13 protein-coding genes and 2 pseudogenes are annotated in these 16,129 nt (G+C 46.7%); 4 read left to right on the top strand and 11 right to left on the bottom strand.

Going from position 1 to position 16,129, the window contains the following annotated elements; translation table 11 throughout:
* Nucleotides 1-15: 15 nt before the first annotated feature.
* Nucleotides 16-720: pseudogene (vgrG, locus tag ABLA76_RS10690) on the top strand (type VI secretion system tip protein VgrG); the annotation flags it as partial.
* Between the two features lie 256 nt (nucleotides 721-976).
* Here vgrG and ABLA76_RS10685 read toward each other — a convergent pair.
* The 11 genes from ABLA76_RS10685 to ABLA76_RS10635 all read right to left on the bottom strand — a co-directional run bounded on the left by ABLA76_RS10685 (nucleotide 977) and on the right by ABLA76_RS10635 (nucleotide 13,457).
* Nucleotides 977-1,246, bottom strand: coding sequence for a helix-turn-helix transcriptional regulator (locus tag ABLA76_RS10685; protein WP_193850512.1), 270 nt, complete (start codon nucleotides 1,244-1,246; stop codon nucleotides 977-979).
* Between the two features lie 42 nt (nucleotides 1,247-1,288).
* Nucleotides 1,289-1,486 carry a hypothetical protein gene (locus ABLA76_RS10680; protein ID WP_348987904.1) on the bottom strand — a complete coding sequence of 66 codons (198 nt, stop codon included), beginning with the start codon at nucleotides 1,484-1,486 and terminating at the stop codon, nucleotides 1,289-1,291.
* 17 nt (nucleotides 1,487-1,503) lie between these two features.
* Nucleotides 1,504-2,373: an integrase domain-containing protein gene (locus ABLA76_RS10675; protein WP_348987903.1), complete on the bottom strand. Its 870-nt coding sequence runs from the start codon at nucleotides 2,371-2,373 to the stop codon at nucleotides 1,504-1,506.
* A gap of 219 nt (nucleotides 2,374-2,592) precedes the next feature.
* Complete coding sequence (locus ABLA76_RS10670; RefSeq protein ID WP_348987902.1) at nucleotides 2,593-2,751, bottom strand: hypothetical protein; 159 nt, start codon at nucleotides 2,749-2,751, stop codon at nucleotides 2,593-2,595.
* Between the two features lie 505 nt (nucleotides 2,752-3,256).
* The gene (locus ABLA76_RS10665; RefSeq protein ID WP_348987901.1) at nucleotides 3,257-4,093 is read right to left on the bottom strand and encodes a hypothetical protein; all 837 of its coding nucleotides are present in this window, start codon (nucleotides 4,091-4,093) and stop codon (nucleotides 3,257-3,259) included.
* 55 nt (nucleotides 4,094-4,148) lie between these two features.
* Complete coding sequence (locus tag ABLA76_RS10660; protein ID WP_348987900.1) at nucleotides 4,149-5,744, bottom strand: hypothetical protein; 1,596 nt, start codon at nucleotides 5,742-5,744, stop codon at nucleotides 4,149-4,151.
* Between the two features lie 11 nt (nucleotides 5,745-5,755).
* The gene (locus ABLA76_RS10655) at nucleotides 5,756-6,025 is read right to left on the bottom strand and encodes a type VI secretion system PAAR protein (RefSeq protein ID WP_348987899.1); all 270 of its coding nucleotides are present in this window, start codon (nucleotides 6,023-6,025) and stop codon (nucleotides 5,756-5,758) included.
* A gap of 20 nt (nucleotides 6,026-6,045) precedes the next feature.
* Entirely contained in the window at nucleotides 6,046-6,876 is an 831-nt protein-coding gene (locus tag ABLA76_RS10650; protein ID WP_348987898.1) for a DUF4123 domain-containing protein, read from the bottom strand.
* Entirely contained in the window at nucleotides 6,876-8,906 is a 2,031-nt protein-coding gene (gene tssI / locus ABLA76_RS10645; RefSeq protein WP_348987897.1) for a type VI secretion system tip protein TssI/VgrG, read from the bottom strand. Before tssI (ABLA76_RS10645) ends, ABLA76_RS10650 begins: the two co-directional genes overlap by 1 nt.
* Nucleotides 8,907-9,546: 640 nt before the next feature.
* Nucleotides 9,547-11,985 (bottom strand): toprim domain-containing protein, encoded by a 2,439-nt coding sequence (locus ABLA76_RS10640; RefSeq protein ID WP_348987896.1) that lies wholly within the window; start codon nucleotides 11,983-11,985, stop codon nucleotides 9,547-9,549.
* Between the two features lie 200 nt (nucleotides 11,986-12,185).
* The gene (locus ABLA76_RS10635; RefSeq protein WP_348987895.1) at nucleotides 12,186-13,457 is read right to left on the bottom strand and encodes an integrase arm-type DNA-binding domain-containing protein; all 1,272 of its coding nucleotides are present in this window, start codon (nucleotides 13,455-13,457) and stop codon (nucleotides 12,186-12,188) included.
* Nucleotides 13,458-13,641: 184 nt separating this feature from the next.
* On the opposite strand from ABLA76_RS10635, the pseudogene tssI (ABLA76_RS10630) reads away from it, so the two are divergent.
* The 3 genes and pseudogenes from tssI (ABLA76_RS10630) to ABLA76_RS10620 form a co-directional block, all read left to right on the top strand.
* Nucleotides 13,642-15,027: pseudogene (tssI, locus tag ABLA76_RS10630) on the top strand (type VI secretion system tip protein TssI/VgrG); the annotation flags it as partial.
* Between the two features lie 97 nt (nucleotides 15,028-15,124).
* Nucleotides 15,125-15,544, top strand: a complete 420-nt coding sequence (locus ABLA76_RS10625) for a DUF1795 domain-containing protein (protein WP_348987894.1) — start codon at nucleotides 15,125-15,127, stop codon at nucleotides 15,542-15,544.
* 12 nt (nucleotides 15,545-15,556) lie between these two features.
* Nucleotides 15,557-16,129, top strand: a 573-nt coding sequence (locus ABLA76_RS10620; RefSeq protein ID WP_348987893.1) for a PAAR domain-containing protein, incomplete at its 3' end; no start/stop codon positions are given.

The raw sequence follows: 16,129 nt of genomic DNA, 5'->3' as shown, positions 1-16,129 counted from the left end.
TCAGGGAGACAGAATATGTCATTGAAAAAGCACAGGGCGAAACTTCAGCAGGGGCAGGCCCTTGTCCAGCAGGGGCAGTCGTTTGTCCAGCAGGGGCAGCAGGCTGCTCACATAGCCTCGCAGACGGCGGGGATAGCGGGCCGGGTCGGGCAAATGGCCGCCGGTGGTCAGGGACTGGCTGAGCGGGCCGCCAGCGGCCAGTCTGCCGCCGTGAAGGCGTTGCAAAAAGTCACCCAGATGCTGGGGGGCGGTGACAGCGTCCCGAGCGGCCTGCAATTTACCCTGACGGCGGGCAGTCTGGCACCGCAGACCTTTGTCGTCACCGATTTTACCCTGAATGAACACTTTTCCCAGCCGTTCACGCTGGACGTGGGGCTGGCGAGTGCGGATCCGGCGATCGACTTTCCGGCGGTACTGGATCGCACGGCAACCCTGACCATTTTGCAGGAAGGCATTGAACAGCGCAGCATCACGGGGATGGTGGCCGGCTTTGAGCAGGGTAACACCGGGTTGCACCAGACCACCTATCAGATGAGTATTCGCCCGGATCTGTGGCGCACCACCCTGCGTCAGAATTCGCGCATTTTCCAGCAACTCAATATCTCCGCCATTATCACCACGATTTTGAAAGAGCACGGTATCCGTGACGTGGTGTTCAGCCTGCGCCACGCCCACCCGGAGCGGGAATTTTGTGTGCAATATCAGGAATCGGAAATAAATATAATTAATTGAGTATAAAGGATATATTATCTTTACGTCCTTTTATGCCCCTTTTAATGCCCCAAGATTTTTTTGTTTACTTTTTTTCATATCTAACTGATTTTTATTATTTATATCATTAATTGTGTAATTTTCAATCATTTTAAAGAAAAAAAGCCTTGAGGGTTAAAATGGTCAGATTTTGCTGCCATTTTACGCTCAGGGCTTGAGATAAAAAATATTCATTTTTACGACGTCGATCACAAATTATAGCGGGTTATTCCTGTGGTTTATTGCGAACCTTGCGTTCAACAAGCTGACCACGTTTATCAAAATAGCGGCTCGGCCAGATCTCTGAAGGATGGATTTTGAGATAGTCAGCGATTATCCATTCGCCTTTAGTCCATTGTCTGCTGAGAGCATTTGCGAGTGTAGATGAACTGAGTCCGGCTTCACGAGAGAGTGCTGCTAAGGTTGTACCACGCTTACGTAATGCTGCGATGATATCCGCTTGGTGCCAGTCATTTTGAACATTGTTGTTATACATTCCTGCTACCCCTTTCCATTAATTAATATTGATGGTGGCGATTCAGACAGGGTTAGCAGACCGGGTAACTATGACCGGCGAGGCCGAAGCCTCCCCCGCCTGAATCACCATTGAAAGGGCGAATGCAGGCACACTGGTAAAACTTCTTACCAGTGTATAGTTACACAAGGCTGCTAAACCTTGACCATTGGTATTTAACAATGGCGGGAATACTTTAACTGATTGTTTTAGCTTACTCAATAACTGAACGGCTAAGTTTAACGGCTATAAATCCGTTCGACATAACGCCCACGACCATCGCCATGCCCCAAATCCATTGAAACCAGTGCCCGTGCTTCCTGACGGCTAAAGCCATTCTTCTGGTAAAAAGTAAGAGCATCCTGTGCCCACGCATAGCGCAAACTGTGGGGAGAATGGCAACCGGTTAAACCAATCTTTGTGGCGTGTGCTCGCCAATAGTTCATGGCCTGTTTGAGATCCGGTTTATCAATCAACCTGCCATCACGTTGTTCTGCGATAGTAATGGCCTGCTCTACAGCTGCTTTTACCGCTGCAACATTCAGTACATGGGTTTGCCGTGGTCGGCCCCCTTTTGTACCGAAAACAACATGCAGTTTCGGTTCTGGCTGTTCCAACTGTTTGCGCCAGCTTTTCAGTGAAGCATTGCATTGCACGGCTTCCTGAGAACGTAGCCCCAGCAATCGGGCGAGTTTCAGTGTGGCGGCAAACCCGGCATCACGTTTAAGGGCTTTCTGATAAACAACCTGAAACGTAGCATCAGGGATCGCCTGTTTCGTTCCGGCGCGGCTGGTTCCGCTTAATCCCAATGCCTGATTACTCAGACGTGGCGAAGTTTCCAGTTTTTTCCGGCCTGCCATGCGGAAGATATTACGCAGCGCAGACATTTCATTTTGCACTGTGCGCTTGGCAATTCCCTGAGATAAACGGGCATCAACGTATTGTTCCACATGCTTGGCTTTCAAATTGTTGAGGCTTTTGACCTGAATATTCAGGCTCAATAATAACGCCCCCAAACGCCCTGCAATCCGAATGCGGTCATGGCAGGTTTTATGACTACCGCCGCTTTGTCGGGCAAAAAACTTTAATTCTTTAATCAATCGGCTCATTGGCTTCTCCATGCTTATACCTGACAACCTACAATCTCTGGCGCGCGACCGTTCTGGCAAAACAGAACCTGCCTTGCCCTTGATCGATATCTGTGCACCAGAGTGAACGCTAGTTGAGGTATTGCGGGGTATCGGTTGAGTACGCGGTACTGCCGCCTGTGTTAACAGGTCATCCCCACCGGCTAAATGCCAGCCTCGATATCGTCAAGTTCTCCTTTTTCAATCTAAAAATGCAGTGTCAGATTCACTGCGTGGTGAAGCAGACGTGAGCCTGTCAGGGGGGCGTTGGCCTTTGGCTGCGGCGTCACTTTCAGCGATAAATCCGCAAAAAGTGACGCCTTGAGTTCTGTGTACGGTCAGAAGATGTTGTGCAAGCATTAAAATGCCGCAAAGTTAGTACCAAACGGTAGCAGTGAGTTAATTGTTTTGGCGTAGAAAAATGGTTCGCTGAATATTTCAGACAGTGATCGTGAGATGTATGGACCGGATGGACTAAATCCATCTAGTAATTCGTTGAATATAAAGTAAAATTTATTTATTTTACTTTAAAAAGTCAGTGTATGAACCCACGTTCAATACACTTCGGTTACAATGTAAAAACACCTTTTGGGCGTATTTTTAGTTTAAGAAACCTTCATTGCCAGACGAGGGTTTAGTGTCCTGACAATATCTGCTTCCAAAGGTGGGCAGATGTACCGCAATATTTGCTCTCCCTTTCAGGCTACGGGAGTTTTTTATTGTCGCTAAAAAGCGCTTTGAACAAGTTTAGATTAGCTAATTTTTATGGCTATAGCAATAATAAAGATTATGTGTAACAAAAATTTTTCTTGATGATTATTAGGCCAATTAGTTCTATTAATAACTGATTGGCCTAATAAGTTAATTATCTTGAGATGACAACTTTTCCGTTGATTATGGATAGGTAAGGACCATAAGTGGTATCCTCACCACTTTCCTTGTTATGAAAAATAATAGGAGAAAAACCAAATGCGCCTTTTTCCAAACGGAATAAACGACCATTTTTATAACTAACCAATTTATATATTTTCCAATCAGGTTCTTTAATTTCAAATTTATCATTTATATCTTCTTCAAAATTCATAGAATCAAAAAATATTTTAGCACTACTATTATCTGCTATAGCCCATTCTTCCCATGCGGGCTGACTCATTTTCCATATTTTATTCAGGTCACGATGAGAGAAAGTGTTACTGATTTCCTGATAATATGCTTTTATGGCAGGTAAATCATTCTCAGTAACTGGTTGCGCTTTTGTCCATAGCCAATTTGGTAAATTGTTTACTGAAAAGGTTTTTTGAGCCGCAAATAAGTTTTTTTCTCCTTTTTTTACTGACATATCTGCGTAATCAAATTTTTCATTCGGATTTATTGAGTTTTTCGTTATAACATTTCCGTTGCCATCCACCGTTAATTTGATATTACTAATAATTTGCCCTTGTTCATCATAAGCAGAAACTTTTTTGATTGTCACTTCACACCATGATTCTGGGTGGAATTTCTCTGTGTTTTTGTCAAATGATTTACGACCCATAAGTAATTTTACTGTGTTAAAGCCATTTTCTAAAAAAGCCGATATATTATAACCACTGGATTCTGTTCCTGTACGTGAAGAAGTATTTTCCAATATTAATATTTCATTTACTTTTAACGCACATAAACTACGATGTGTATTAAATGAGACTAAATATTTATGTTCCATAATTGATTTACCTGATGCTGTTTTTATTATCATTAGTAACGTAAAGAATAAAAGGCTACCCCAAAGAAATCCTGTAAGTGGATTTTTCTTTTGGTAGTGGATCTTGAAATATCCAGTCTTTTTCAATAGGTTCGTCTTCATGATTTAATTCTCCATCATTATCTATTTCATCATCACTTTTTTTTGTTTTAATACCTACTCCATACTTCACGCTAGCAGATGCCTGAATCCCATCATGATAAAGCACAAGCTCCATACTTTTTTCTGTAGATTCTAGCGCTACTAATACTTTGGCTGCAATTTGTGCTGAAGCATCAAAATAGCCATTGATAGCATAATAACGGACACCACCGCGAATATTTGTTTCAGCTCTAATTCCAAATCCTGTTTCTAATACGGCATCCTTTTTAAAAGACCACTCTCCTTTGTCATCAGACTCCCAGCCAAACATAACACTTAAGTCACCACTGAGAATTAAGTCTAATTGTGCACCATAAAATGCTCCGTTTTTACCTTGCTTGACTTCTTGTTCGAGTTCTTCTCCTTTTTCACGTATTTTAGCTACCAATTTATTGACCTTAAAATAAGCAGCAAATATCTGAATAACATCGGCGCGCAATTCTAAACCTACTAAGGGTGTAGCCGTAATATCAGCATTATATTTATAGAAAAGTTTATATTTATCACTATGCGTAAGTTCATAACTGCCACTAATATTAATTAAAGGATAAATGAGATCTAAATTAATGACCCGGAACTTATCTTGATCATTCCCGAATGCAAGAAGATCATTGAATTTACCAATACTATCGATGGCGGTATCGATTGGGCCTAATTTCTTTTTCCCTTTTTTGAACTCAAATTCAAGTTCTTTTGACCAGCTACGTGTTTCAGTGCCTTTTTCGGCCGTGATTTTTCCTTCGATAGTTAGTGAATTACGAACTTCATAAGGTTTTGTATTTCTGCGCCATCCTTGTGAACCTTTATGTCGCATTCCATTATTTCTGTTGGTCTCTTTTTGTTGTTGCCTTCTCTGCTCATCGGTAAGTTTTTCAATTTCCTCTGATGCACCAATAGCAACATTAAATTCCTGTTTTTCATTCAGGACAAGGTGAATGTCTGAACCAAGAATAGCCTTATTACCTATTGTGGCGGTCAAAATTTTATCCGCCAGTTTGTATTTTTTATCTATCAATGGTTTTCCTGAGCATTCATCTGCTCTGACATAAAAACGTTCTTCTTCAATATGTGAGCCAAAGTCTCTACTCAAAAAACGCTGTAAAATAACGATCGGACTATTTTCCATAAGGGAAAAATCACTAATTTTCTTTGAATAGACCAACTCTCCTGCATACGGTTTATTAGGTGAGAATTGTGCTACAGGCATTCCATTTTCACCCGATAAATTTCCAATGGGGCAGTTTGGATTGTGCGAAATACAGCCCTTACTAATGGCACTTAACTTTATAGGAATTTTAGGTTTATCCGCTTTATCTTCCGGTTTAGGAACCACATAATACAATGTAGCAGGAAAAGGAAACAGTTGTTCATAACTAAACGTTTTATCTCCCAGTGTTACATCAATCTTATGAGTACAATCATCCGGGTTATCACAATCACAGACTGCTGAACCTGCTTTTGTTGATGTCATTTTATTTTCCCTTAACCAATATTTATACTGCCACCGCCAATCACAACGCCGCCACAATCCACGGCATCTCCTGTTCTGGCGGCTGGTTTTCCTTCAATAAACACAGAACCCGAACCGCCCGCTATCGTTCGCGGATGCGAACAGTGAGGAGCTAAAGCATCACCTTGTCGCGCAAGATAAGCACCATCAACTTTGACGGTACTGGCTCCGGTAATAACGGGAGTTGCGGAACAATTGCCGTGTTCTGTGCCGATATCGCCAATTTTAACTGCGTTACCCATAGTAATTTCTCTGTTTTTGATTAAAGCGGTACTTGACCTAATTCTTGAATTAACAAACGTTCGGCACGCATATGCCCCGATTGACCGTACTCAGTTAATTGGGAATAGATTGCTTTCGGCAGATCATCAAGTGTGAGGTAATGCCGGAGGATAAAGAGCTGGAGTAATCCACGGACATTACGATCATCTGTAATGCCGTTTTCACTGAACCAGTCAAAAAATTGTCGGGCACATTCCACCGTATCGATGTGAGGAATAAAGTCAAAAGGCGCTTTTTCCAGCCAGTCAGGAATAAACCCAGCTAATTTCTCGATATAACGCTCAGTGAAAATGGCCTGTATTTTTTCCAATTGAACTTCGTTGATAACAAGCATTTTTCGTTTGCTGGTTGCACCAACGGGAAAAGGTTCTCTCACCTTGGCAAAGTTATCCGTGCGTTCAGCTTCAAGATAAAGTGTCGTAATGCGCGATATCGGCCCCAAAAAACAATGTAATTCCCAGTCACTCAGGATGCCGAGAAAATCCCAGATATTACGCGGATCGTAAAAACGAAAAAAAACGGGTTTTTCCTGTTTAGGTAGCAATACTTGTAGGTATTTGCGTAAATGCTGCCGCACGGTTTTCATATCTGCTTCGCTGTGAACAAAAATGCCCCACGGCGTTCTGAGGCACTCCAGCCAAATTTTAACTTCTTCAGTAACCTGTACCAGATAGGGCGCGATTTTAACCAGTTCCGGCTGGAGCGGTTCACCATAAAGGCAGGCAGAAGGCGGATCGTAACGCTCCAATGCTAAAAACAAATCCGGTTCTGCTGCCCCATCAATAATGGCGTAGAGTTTTTCCTGACTCATTACTGATTCTCCTTATCTTTCAGAGGACAGTGCGCGACGAACATTGAACCTTCACTGGCTGCCGCGAGCAAAATAGCCGGGTTGGCTGGCGCCAATAAATCGCCGGGGCTGCCGCCGGAGTTCAGATTAATGGCGGCACCCTTAATATCGATGCCGCCAGCATGAAGCACCACAAAACTCCCACCGACACGCAAAGTCAGCTTACTGCCACTTTGTAATGTCAAATCTCCCTGCGCATCAATACTGACAATACCCTGAATTTTTTCAGACAAATCGCCTTTGATTTGTAACGCACGGTCGCCGTCAATCTGTTCCAGATAGTTGCCGGTAGTTTTATGCTCCTGCTGGCCTTCAACCGTGACTTTGCGGTTATTGGCGATAACCAATTCATCGTCATGTCCGATGCTGGTTGTACGGTCAAAGTTAATGCGTTCGTCGCGTGAATTGAGCACCTTAATAGCGAGATTTTTTTGCGCATGGATAAAGACCTCTTCACGATCTTTTTCATCCTCAAAACGCAGTTCGTTAAATCCTTGCCCCTTATGCGTTTTCGAGCGGATTGACATTTGCGTTTTTGCCATCGGCAGGCGGTTCGGCGGAAGATTATTGGCGTGATATGCCCGACCAACAATAATCGGCTGGTCAGGGTCGCCGTGGATAAAATCCACCAAAACTTCGTGACCAATGCGGGGAATAGCGATCATGCCCATCAATGGCCCTGCCCATGCCTGACTGACACGCACCCAACAAGAACTGCTGTCATCAAGCTTACCGTACCGATCCCAGTCAAATTGAATACGGACGCGCCCATATTCATCGCAAAAAATTTCTTCGCCTTCCGGCCCGACGACAGTAGCAATATGCGGCCCTTCCATTTTGGGTTTCGGATAGGGAGAAGGGCGATAGGAGTTTTTGCGGCTGGTGAAAGTAAACTGGTTGGAAAGCCACGAGCCACTGCCGCCGTGCTGGGTTTCATCGGCTTGAGGCTGTTGACCTGAGTGGGTTATCTGAATTAATTGCCACTGGTCATTCAAGGTTTCATTGGGATGATCTTCAAAATTAACCAGTTGCCCCGGCCACATAGCAAAACAGTCACCATTGCCGTTTCCCAGTTGTGTATCCCGGCGCAGGTATTCCAGACGATACTGGCTGACCTGTTGCCCCAAATTTTCATCTTTATAACGACTGGGAAAATCGTAATAGTGGTAGTTTTTCAGCGTGCGCTGGTTGGCTAGATTACGCCCTTCATACCAGAACTCCCGGTTCATGCGTGGATTCTTGAATGTCCGGTCTTTAGTTGTCACGGTGGCAACACCTACCTGTTCTGACCAGCTAACGTGCTGAATGCTTGTTGTTGAGCCAGTCACATCCGCTTCAGGACGATAAGGAACCGTGATCACGTTATTAAGCGACAGGCAGGAATCATGAAAAACGATGCGTTGCTCATGCTGTTCCTGGTCGAACGTGAAATAATAGAAAATGCCCTCATCAGCCAGCAAACGTTGCATAAAAGCCAGATCACTTTCATCGTACTGAACACAGAATTCCCGTGGCGGGTGTTTGTAACCCACCAAAAAAGTAGAATTGCGTACTCCATTTTCTTTGAGCAGGGTTTCCACAATATCCATCACGGACTGGTTCTGGAAAATCCGGCTATTGACCCGCAGCGAGGCGCGCCATAACGGAGGCTGAATAGTGATATGGTAGTGGCTGGTGTGTCGCCCGGTAGACAGGTGTGAAAAGTGCGTTACCATTCCAGTGATTTGTCGTTCAACCTGTCCATTGCGATGTACGGCAAAAGCGGCATTCCGGTCAAGAACATCGGCAACGTTAATTCCCGGTTTTCTACTAGTCAAATTCGGTGTTTTACAGGTTAGAGTGGCTTCCAGCCGGAAGAGGGAAGACAGTGATTCGGTGAGGGAAAAATCAACAACGGCAAAGGTTTGTTCGGATAGATTTTCTGTAATCAGCGTAAATACTAAACCAGAGCGATCAAGTCGCTGACTGATTTTATCGATTACCCTGTTCATTTGTACGCTCCATAATCTTTGGGTATATCAATCCTTAATGCGTGTCTGAATGTCAAAAATAATTTAATAATGAAATTACTTTTGCAGACTTTGAGTGCGTTTCGAGCAGGATACAATAGAATTATTTACACATACAACGATGAATAAAAGTATATCCGATAAATTGTGATTAACCTCTCTACTTAAATAAAATCAGGAAATTACCTGATGTTAATTTCACGAAATGCAACATGTTAAAACTGCACTGACGCGCTGCGCTTGTCTTCTCCGATTGACCGGGCTAATACATTACCCCGGTCAATCGGAGAGCTGTAAAACACCTGCCAGAAAAAACTCTTTTGTTTACCCCCACCGTACTAAAGAAATAGGGATAAAACTGTCCACCCTGTTCACCTTTAAATATTTTATTTAAATTCATATTGTTAAAGGGTGATAACTTGAAATTGAACTCATCACCACTCTTCACCCAACCGTTCACCTCAAATCTGAAAAAAGGTGAACAGGGTTGAATAGTTGTGAACAGTTTAAAAATGACTATTCACCCTATAATAGATTGATATATATAATTTAAATTACAAGGTGAATAGTAGTGAACACTTTTTTATATTTCTTTGAAATTTATCAGCAATAAAGAAAAAAATTATTCTTCTGGCAGGTTATCCCTTGTCAGTTTTGGCATCCACTCGATAGCAGTTTCAATGTTCAGACTCAAATTACTGCGAATGCCGTGTTTGCTTTTCTTGCGCAGGTATTGCTGGTTGTATTCTGCCAGTGCGCCCGGCATATCCATGCCAAAGCGGGTTACGGAAACGGGTTTATTCAGATTATTACCTTTCATATAGGTAAGGTAAGCGTGATAAAGGTACTTACGAGGATTGAACGGCATGATTTCCGCATTACCGATTAACAGGCCGTCAGCTTCATCAGATGCAATCAAGTGGCCGCAGAAATCGACCAGTGGATCGGTGCCGCGTTTGATATCCAGCGCTTCCTCTGAGTTCTGTTGCTCTGCCAGTAAACGTCTTGCGGTTTGTGGCTCAGCGAATCTATGCAGTAGATGCCGGATAATGACGGGCAATTTTGCTGCGATTTTATCCCGCAGAAGTGGATCACGTTCATTTTCCGGTACAACTTCAGAAAAATTGAAAATTACCCGACGCCGCGACACGCCACCACTGCGATCGCTAAAACTCATGGCATTATTGTTCACTGCCAGCACCACCGCAGGGATTCGGATTGAGTAGGGCTGTTTGTGCTTCGGATCAATGGCAACTTCATCACCGCCTGTAATGGCCTTGATGCCGGAGCCATCACCCACGTAGCGAGTTTGGTCTGGCAGGATAATCAATGAATAGCCCACAATCAGCGCCCGTTCCCGTGGATTTTCCAGTGCCGCCATGCTCGCAGAAACGGTATTACCTTTGCCTGCCAGCATCGAACAAATCTCAGCAAAGATACTTTTACCGCTACCACCCGCGCCGGTGATTTCCAGAAAAAGCTGCCAGTCATAGCGGTTCGCCAGTACCATAAACAGCGCAGCCAATACCCGATCAAATTTATCCTCACAGTTGGCAGTTGCCCGATTAAGCCAGTGCCAGAACTGTGGCGCATGATCTTTCAGAGTTTCCCCTGAATCAGGGGAATTAAACGCGACACCGTTGGCAAGCAGTAACCAATCATTTTTACGATGAGGCCGAAAATGGCAGGTTTTCAGGTCAAACACGCCGTTACTGAACCCGATTAAGTGACGTTCTGGTGGCTGCATCATGGGAAGTTGCAATTTCAGGGCATCCACGGCAGAGCTGATACCATGCGGTGAGTACGGCAGTTTTTCTTCCATAAAGGCCGCGACCATTTCCCGTTTTAAATCGCGGTCATTGATTGGACGCCAGATAGTACCGTCATAGTGATAAACGGTTTCCGAAGCGCCATCCAGCGCTAAATCACCACCATAACGCGCCAGCAAGACCTCTCCGCGCTGACTGGCTCCCATCTGACATAATGTCAGCGTCGATGGTTCGCTAGCATTGAGCTGAACGGCTGTTTTTTTCTTGGTTGATACCGGTTGATAAAGCCTCTCACCAAAAGCCTGTTTTACTGCCTCAATGCCGTGATTCTGGCGATAATCGTCCCAATCGGCTTTGTACTCAGTCGATGGCAACGTAACCCAGCCATTAACCGCAAGAGCGGCTTTCTCAGCCGAAATCTTGCCGACATTCGTTTTTGGCTTGCCGTTTTTATCCAGTTCGCCAGCGCTGTGCCAGTCGTTATCTGCTGCAATAATGATGTTCGTATCAGGCCAGCGTTCCCGGACAGCTTTGGCGACAGAAACTAAATTACCGGCATCCAGTGCTGCCAGAACAGTGTCGTTGTCGAGTTGGCTAACCGTCAGTGCGGTGGCATAACCTTCGGTAATAACGACTGTATCGGGTTGTTCTTCCAGTTCAGACAGTGCAATAAATGCGCCTTTTTTCTGGCTACCGGACAGTAATTTTTTCTCGCCGTTCGACTTAATGATCTGCGCACCGGTGATTTTTTTATCCAGCGTTGTGAAAGGCAGTAATAATGAACCCTCTTCCAGCAAACGCTGATTAGGATATTGCAGCCCTTTTGTGGTCAGGTAGGACGATTGCCCAGCGACTGTTTGCGCCATCAGTACCGCGACTTTTTCGGCAATTGGCTGCGTAGTTTGAATGATTTCTTTGGCTGGCTTGGGTTCTGGTAAAGGCAATGCCAGCACATCTGCAACAATTTTTGCGGCTTCAAGGATCGTGACCCCCTTAGTTTTTGCTACTAAATCCAATCCATCGCCATAGTTTGGAACATCACATTGGCGGCAATGCCAGTTGCCGTGATGGTGATCGTCGATAAAGTGAAAACGGTCAGTACCGCCGCAAACAGGGCAGGCGCCATGTTTACCCTTTGCAGGGATATTAATACCACACGCAGGCAGCAGGTTTGACCAAGAATACATAGCGGAGGTTTTCACAGTTTGGATAAAATCAAGTGGTTTTTGATTGCCCGATTTTTTTGGGGCTGTAAATTTAGGGCGAGTTTGGGTATGCTGTGTATCAGCCATCGTTTTATACCTTACTTAAACGTTGTTGGTGAAACGCCTCGCAGTGTTACCGCACTTCGGGGCGTTATGTTTTATAGTGCATTTCTTATGTCATATTCTTTTCTGTTTTATGCCACCCATGACTCAGCGATACACTGGGCGATCCAGTTATTAATTTCAGCTTCAATAAAAGCCACTGAGCGTGGGTTGTTCGAGTTGCATTATCGGTTTTTTCTGTCACGTAGCGGTTTAGCGAAGTCATACGGTGTGATGAATTTTTCCCGGTTTGCGTCCAGATAATCCGCCCACCACTGCATCATCAGCCGCCGTTCATCCAGATGTTTAGACGTGTGGATATACGCTGCCCTAACGCTGTTTCGTTCGATATGGCTGAGCTGGCGCTCGATGGCGTCATCGCTCCAAAGACCTGATTCCCCCATTGCCCCGCGTGCCATTGTGCGGAATCCGTGTCCACATATCTCGGTTTGAGTGTCGTAGCCTATGTTGCGTAAGACTCTGTTAACCGTTGTTGCATCCATGACTTGTGTGGAATGATAAGCGCCGGGGAACATCACATCACTGTTACCGCTCAGTTTGTGCAGGGTTTTGATAAGCCGGGTTGCCTGATGACTTAAAGGCACAATGTGATCAGTTTTCATTTTCATACCGCGTTCAGAAAAAGGAACACCATTGATGGGGGATCGTGTGTCAGGAATTTTCCACAGGGCATTTTCAAGATCGATTTCCTGCCAGCGGGCGAATCTTAATTCGCTGGCGCGGACAAATGTTAATAGTGTCAGCTCGACGGCTATCTTGAATATTAAGTGTCCACGGTAGGTAGATAAGCGTCTCAAAAAATCAGGTAAATCTTCATGGGGCAGAGCCGGGCGGTGGTGGCATTTTGCAGTAGTCAGGGCGCCAGCCATGTCGTTAGCTGGATTGAATTCCAGAATGTCATTCTGGACGGCGTATCGCATAATCGAAGTGATGCGTTGGCATAAACGTTTAGCGGTATCATGCTTGCCTTGTTCATCAATGGCTTTGACTGGCGCTAAAAGTTGGCTAGTGCGTAATGTGGTGATATCACGTGTGCCAATGCAGGGGAAAATATATTTTTCAAGGCTGCGTAGTACTATCTGGCGGTAATTTTCATCCCAGCGCTTATTACTGGCATGCCAAACACGGGCGACTTGTTCAAAGGTATTCACTTTGGCCGGAGAAGATGTACTTTTTTTCTCTGCTTTAGGGTCAATGCCCCGTGCCATCAGCTTTTTGGCTTCATCGCGTTTAGCACGAGCTTCGGCTAATGACACGGCCGGATAGACACCAAACGCCATTCGGTCTTCTTTTTTATCGGTGGGGCGATGGTACTTCATGCGCCAATATTTAGATCCGCGTGACGTGATCTCCAGATAGAGACCTCCGCCATCGGCAAGTTTGTAGGTTTTTTCTTTGGGCTTTGCGGTTTCAACTTGTCGGGCGGTGAGTTTCATTATTAGGGCATCTCTGTAATCGAATAGTCATCATCAAATGGTAAATGCCCCGGATTATGCCCCGCACTGTATCTTGATTGCAACAGACTAAACTAGACGTAAAAATAAGAGATCACACTGATTTTGTTGCAGTTTATAAAAATTATTTTACTTAGCTAGACTTCACTGGAAGTTGAGCTGGTTCCAATATCAGGAAAGTGATTTTGATTTTCTGCAACGGTTGACGGCGGAAGAGGGGATTTTCTACTTCTTTGAATGTGGTAACGGGCGTAACACGCTGGTGTTTGCCGATGATGCCGGTTCGGTACCGCCAGACAAAGTGTTCCCTTACCAGCCGGGCGAGGCGAGCACCGTGGGCGAACCCGCCATCAGCAGCCTGACCTGTCGCGCCCAGGTGCGACCGGCCCAGGTGCAACTGAAAGATTACACCTTCAAAAACCCGGCCTGGCCAGCCGAATTCAGCCAGCAGATGAAGGAAGACACCCTGCAACAACGGTATTACGAGCACTACGATTATCCGGGGCGTTTTAAGGATGAGGCACACGGGAAAGATTTTACCCGTTACCGGCTGGAAGCCCTGCGCAACAATGCCATGACCGGACAAGGCAGCGGTAACGCCATTGCCATTCAGCCGGGGAAATTATTCACCCTGAGCAACCACCCGCGTGAAGACCTGAACCAGCCGTGGCAGGTGGTGAGCGCCAGTCATACCGGCAGCCAGCCGCAGGCGCTGGAAACGGCCAACAGCGGCACGGGCACCACCCTGCACAGCCACTTCCACTTTATCCGCCATAACCAGCACTGGCGGCCAGCCCCCCGGCCAAAACCGGTTATCGACGGCCCGCAGATTGCCAAAGTGGTGGGACCGGCCGGCGAAGAAATCTTCTGTGACCAGTACGGCCGTATTCGCCTCCAGTTCCCGTGGGATCGTTACGGCAAGAGCGACGACCAGAGTTCCTGCTGGATCCGCGTTACCCAACCGTGGGCCGGTCAGGGCTGGGGAATGCTCGCCATCCCGCGCATCGGTCAGGAAGTGGTGGTGGATTTCCTGCACGGCGATCCGGATCAGCCGATCGTCACCGGCCGAACCTACCACGCCAGCAACCTTCCGCCGGGCGGGCTGCCGGGCAGCAAAACCCAGATGGCCTTCCGCTCCAAAACCCACAAAGGCGAAGGCTACAACGAGCTGCTGTTTGAGGATGCTAAGGGCAGTGAAAAGCTGTCATTACATGCGCAGAGGAACATGGATACCACCGTACTGAATGACCGCAGTACCCGCGTGATGCACGACCATACCGAAAGTGTCGGACACAATCAGGCTCTCAGCGTACGGGCTGATCGGCATAAAGAAGTCGTCGGCATGGAAGTGAGCAGCATCGGGACACGGCAGGTCACCGTGGAAAAAACCAGCGTACTCAGTGCCAAAGGACAAATTACCATTCAGTCCACCGAGAGCGGTATCACCCTCGGCAACACCAAAGGGAGTATCTCGATTGATGCAGACGGCAATATCCATATTACCGGTAACACCGTCATTGTGAACGGAAAAGAGGTCATTACGCTGAACTGATACCGGGCAGACCAACAATAAGACTGAAACCCGCCCTGCCGGATTTTTCGGCAGCGGGCTGAATATTAATCAGGTAAAAAGAGTGAAAAGGAAAATCATGAGCACACAACCCTACCAAATGAACGAAGGCACCCTGACCCTGCCTGCCGGCTGGCGTGATGAATCGATGCACGTGTTTGTGCTGCCGGATGACAGCGGCGTCAATCTGGTGATTAACCGCACCCCGGTGCCGGTGGGCACCGACAGCCAGGCGTATTATAAACAGACACTGGCGCAGTTTGTGACTCACCTGCCGGGGTATCAGGAGCATCAGCGGCTGCAAATCGAACTCAGCGGTGACATGGCGTGGCGGCTGGATTACCAGTGGCAAAGCCCGGAAGGGGAAATGCACCAGTCGGTGGTGCTGCAAATCCGGGGCAGTCAGCTGCTGGCATTTAACCTGACCTCGCCGCAGCCCATGAACAGTGGACAGCGGGAAGCTTTACTGGCGGTGGTGAGCAGTTTTCAGGCGGCATAAGGAGAAGCCGATATGGGATTAGGTGATGAAATTATTACCCGGATTGCCCGGGTCGGAGCCACCCATGCCCGGCCTCCCCTGCCGCCAGCCAGCGGTGCCAGAGGGCCGGCCGCAGCACGTCAGGGTGACCCCATCCAGCATAAGAGTTTTTTTGGTGCCCTGATGGGGGCGGTGGCCGGTGCCTTGATTGGTGCCGCGATTTTCGGCGCCGTGGGGTTACTGGTTGCCGGCACCGGCGGGTTAGGGGCGACGCTGATTGTGGCGGCCGCTGGCAGCGGATTAACCTATCTGGCCAGCGATGCCATTGCGGCAGCCAGCTCGGCCGTCACAAACTTTATCGACAGCTTCGGCTCACCGGACGGGGCGTTGAGCAGTGGTTCCGGTAACGTCATTATTGAAGGAAAACCTGCGGCACGGGCCACCGTCGATATGGCGGCGTGCAGCAAACACCCGGCACCGCCCCTGATAGCACAGGGCAGTGAATCCGTATTTATCAACGGCCAGCCAGCGGCGCGGGTCGGTGACAAGCTGGTCTGTGGTGCGGCCATCAAAGGGGGGGCGAGTAAAGTCTTTATCGGCTCCGGT

This window comes from Xenorhabdus sp. SGI240 (genome assembly GCF_040081915.1).
Lineage (GTDB): Bacteria > Pseudomonadota > Gammaproteobacteria > Enterobacterales > Enterobacteriaceae > Xenorhabdus > Xenorhabdus bakwenae.
This window is presented reverse-complemented; position numbering and strand designations above follow the sequence as displayed.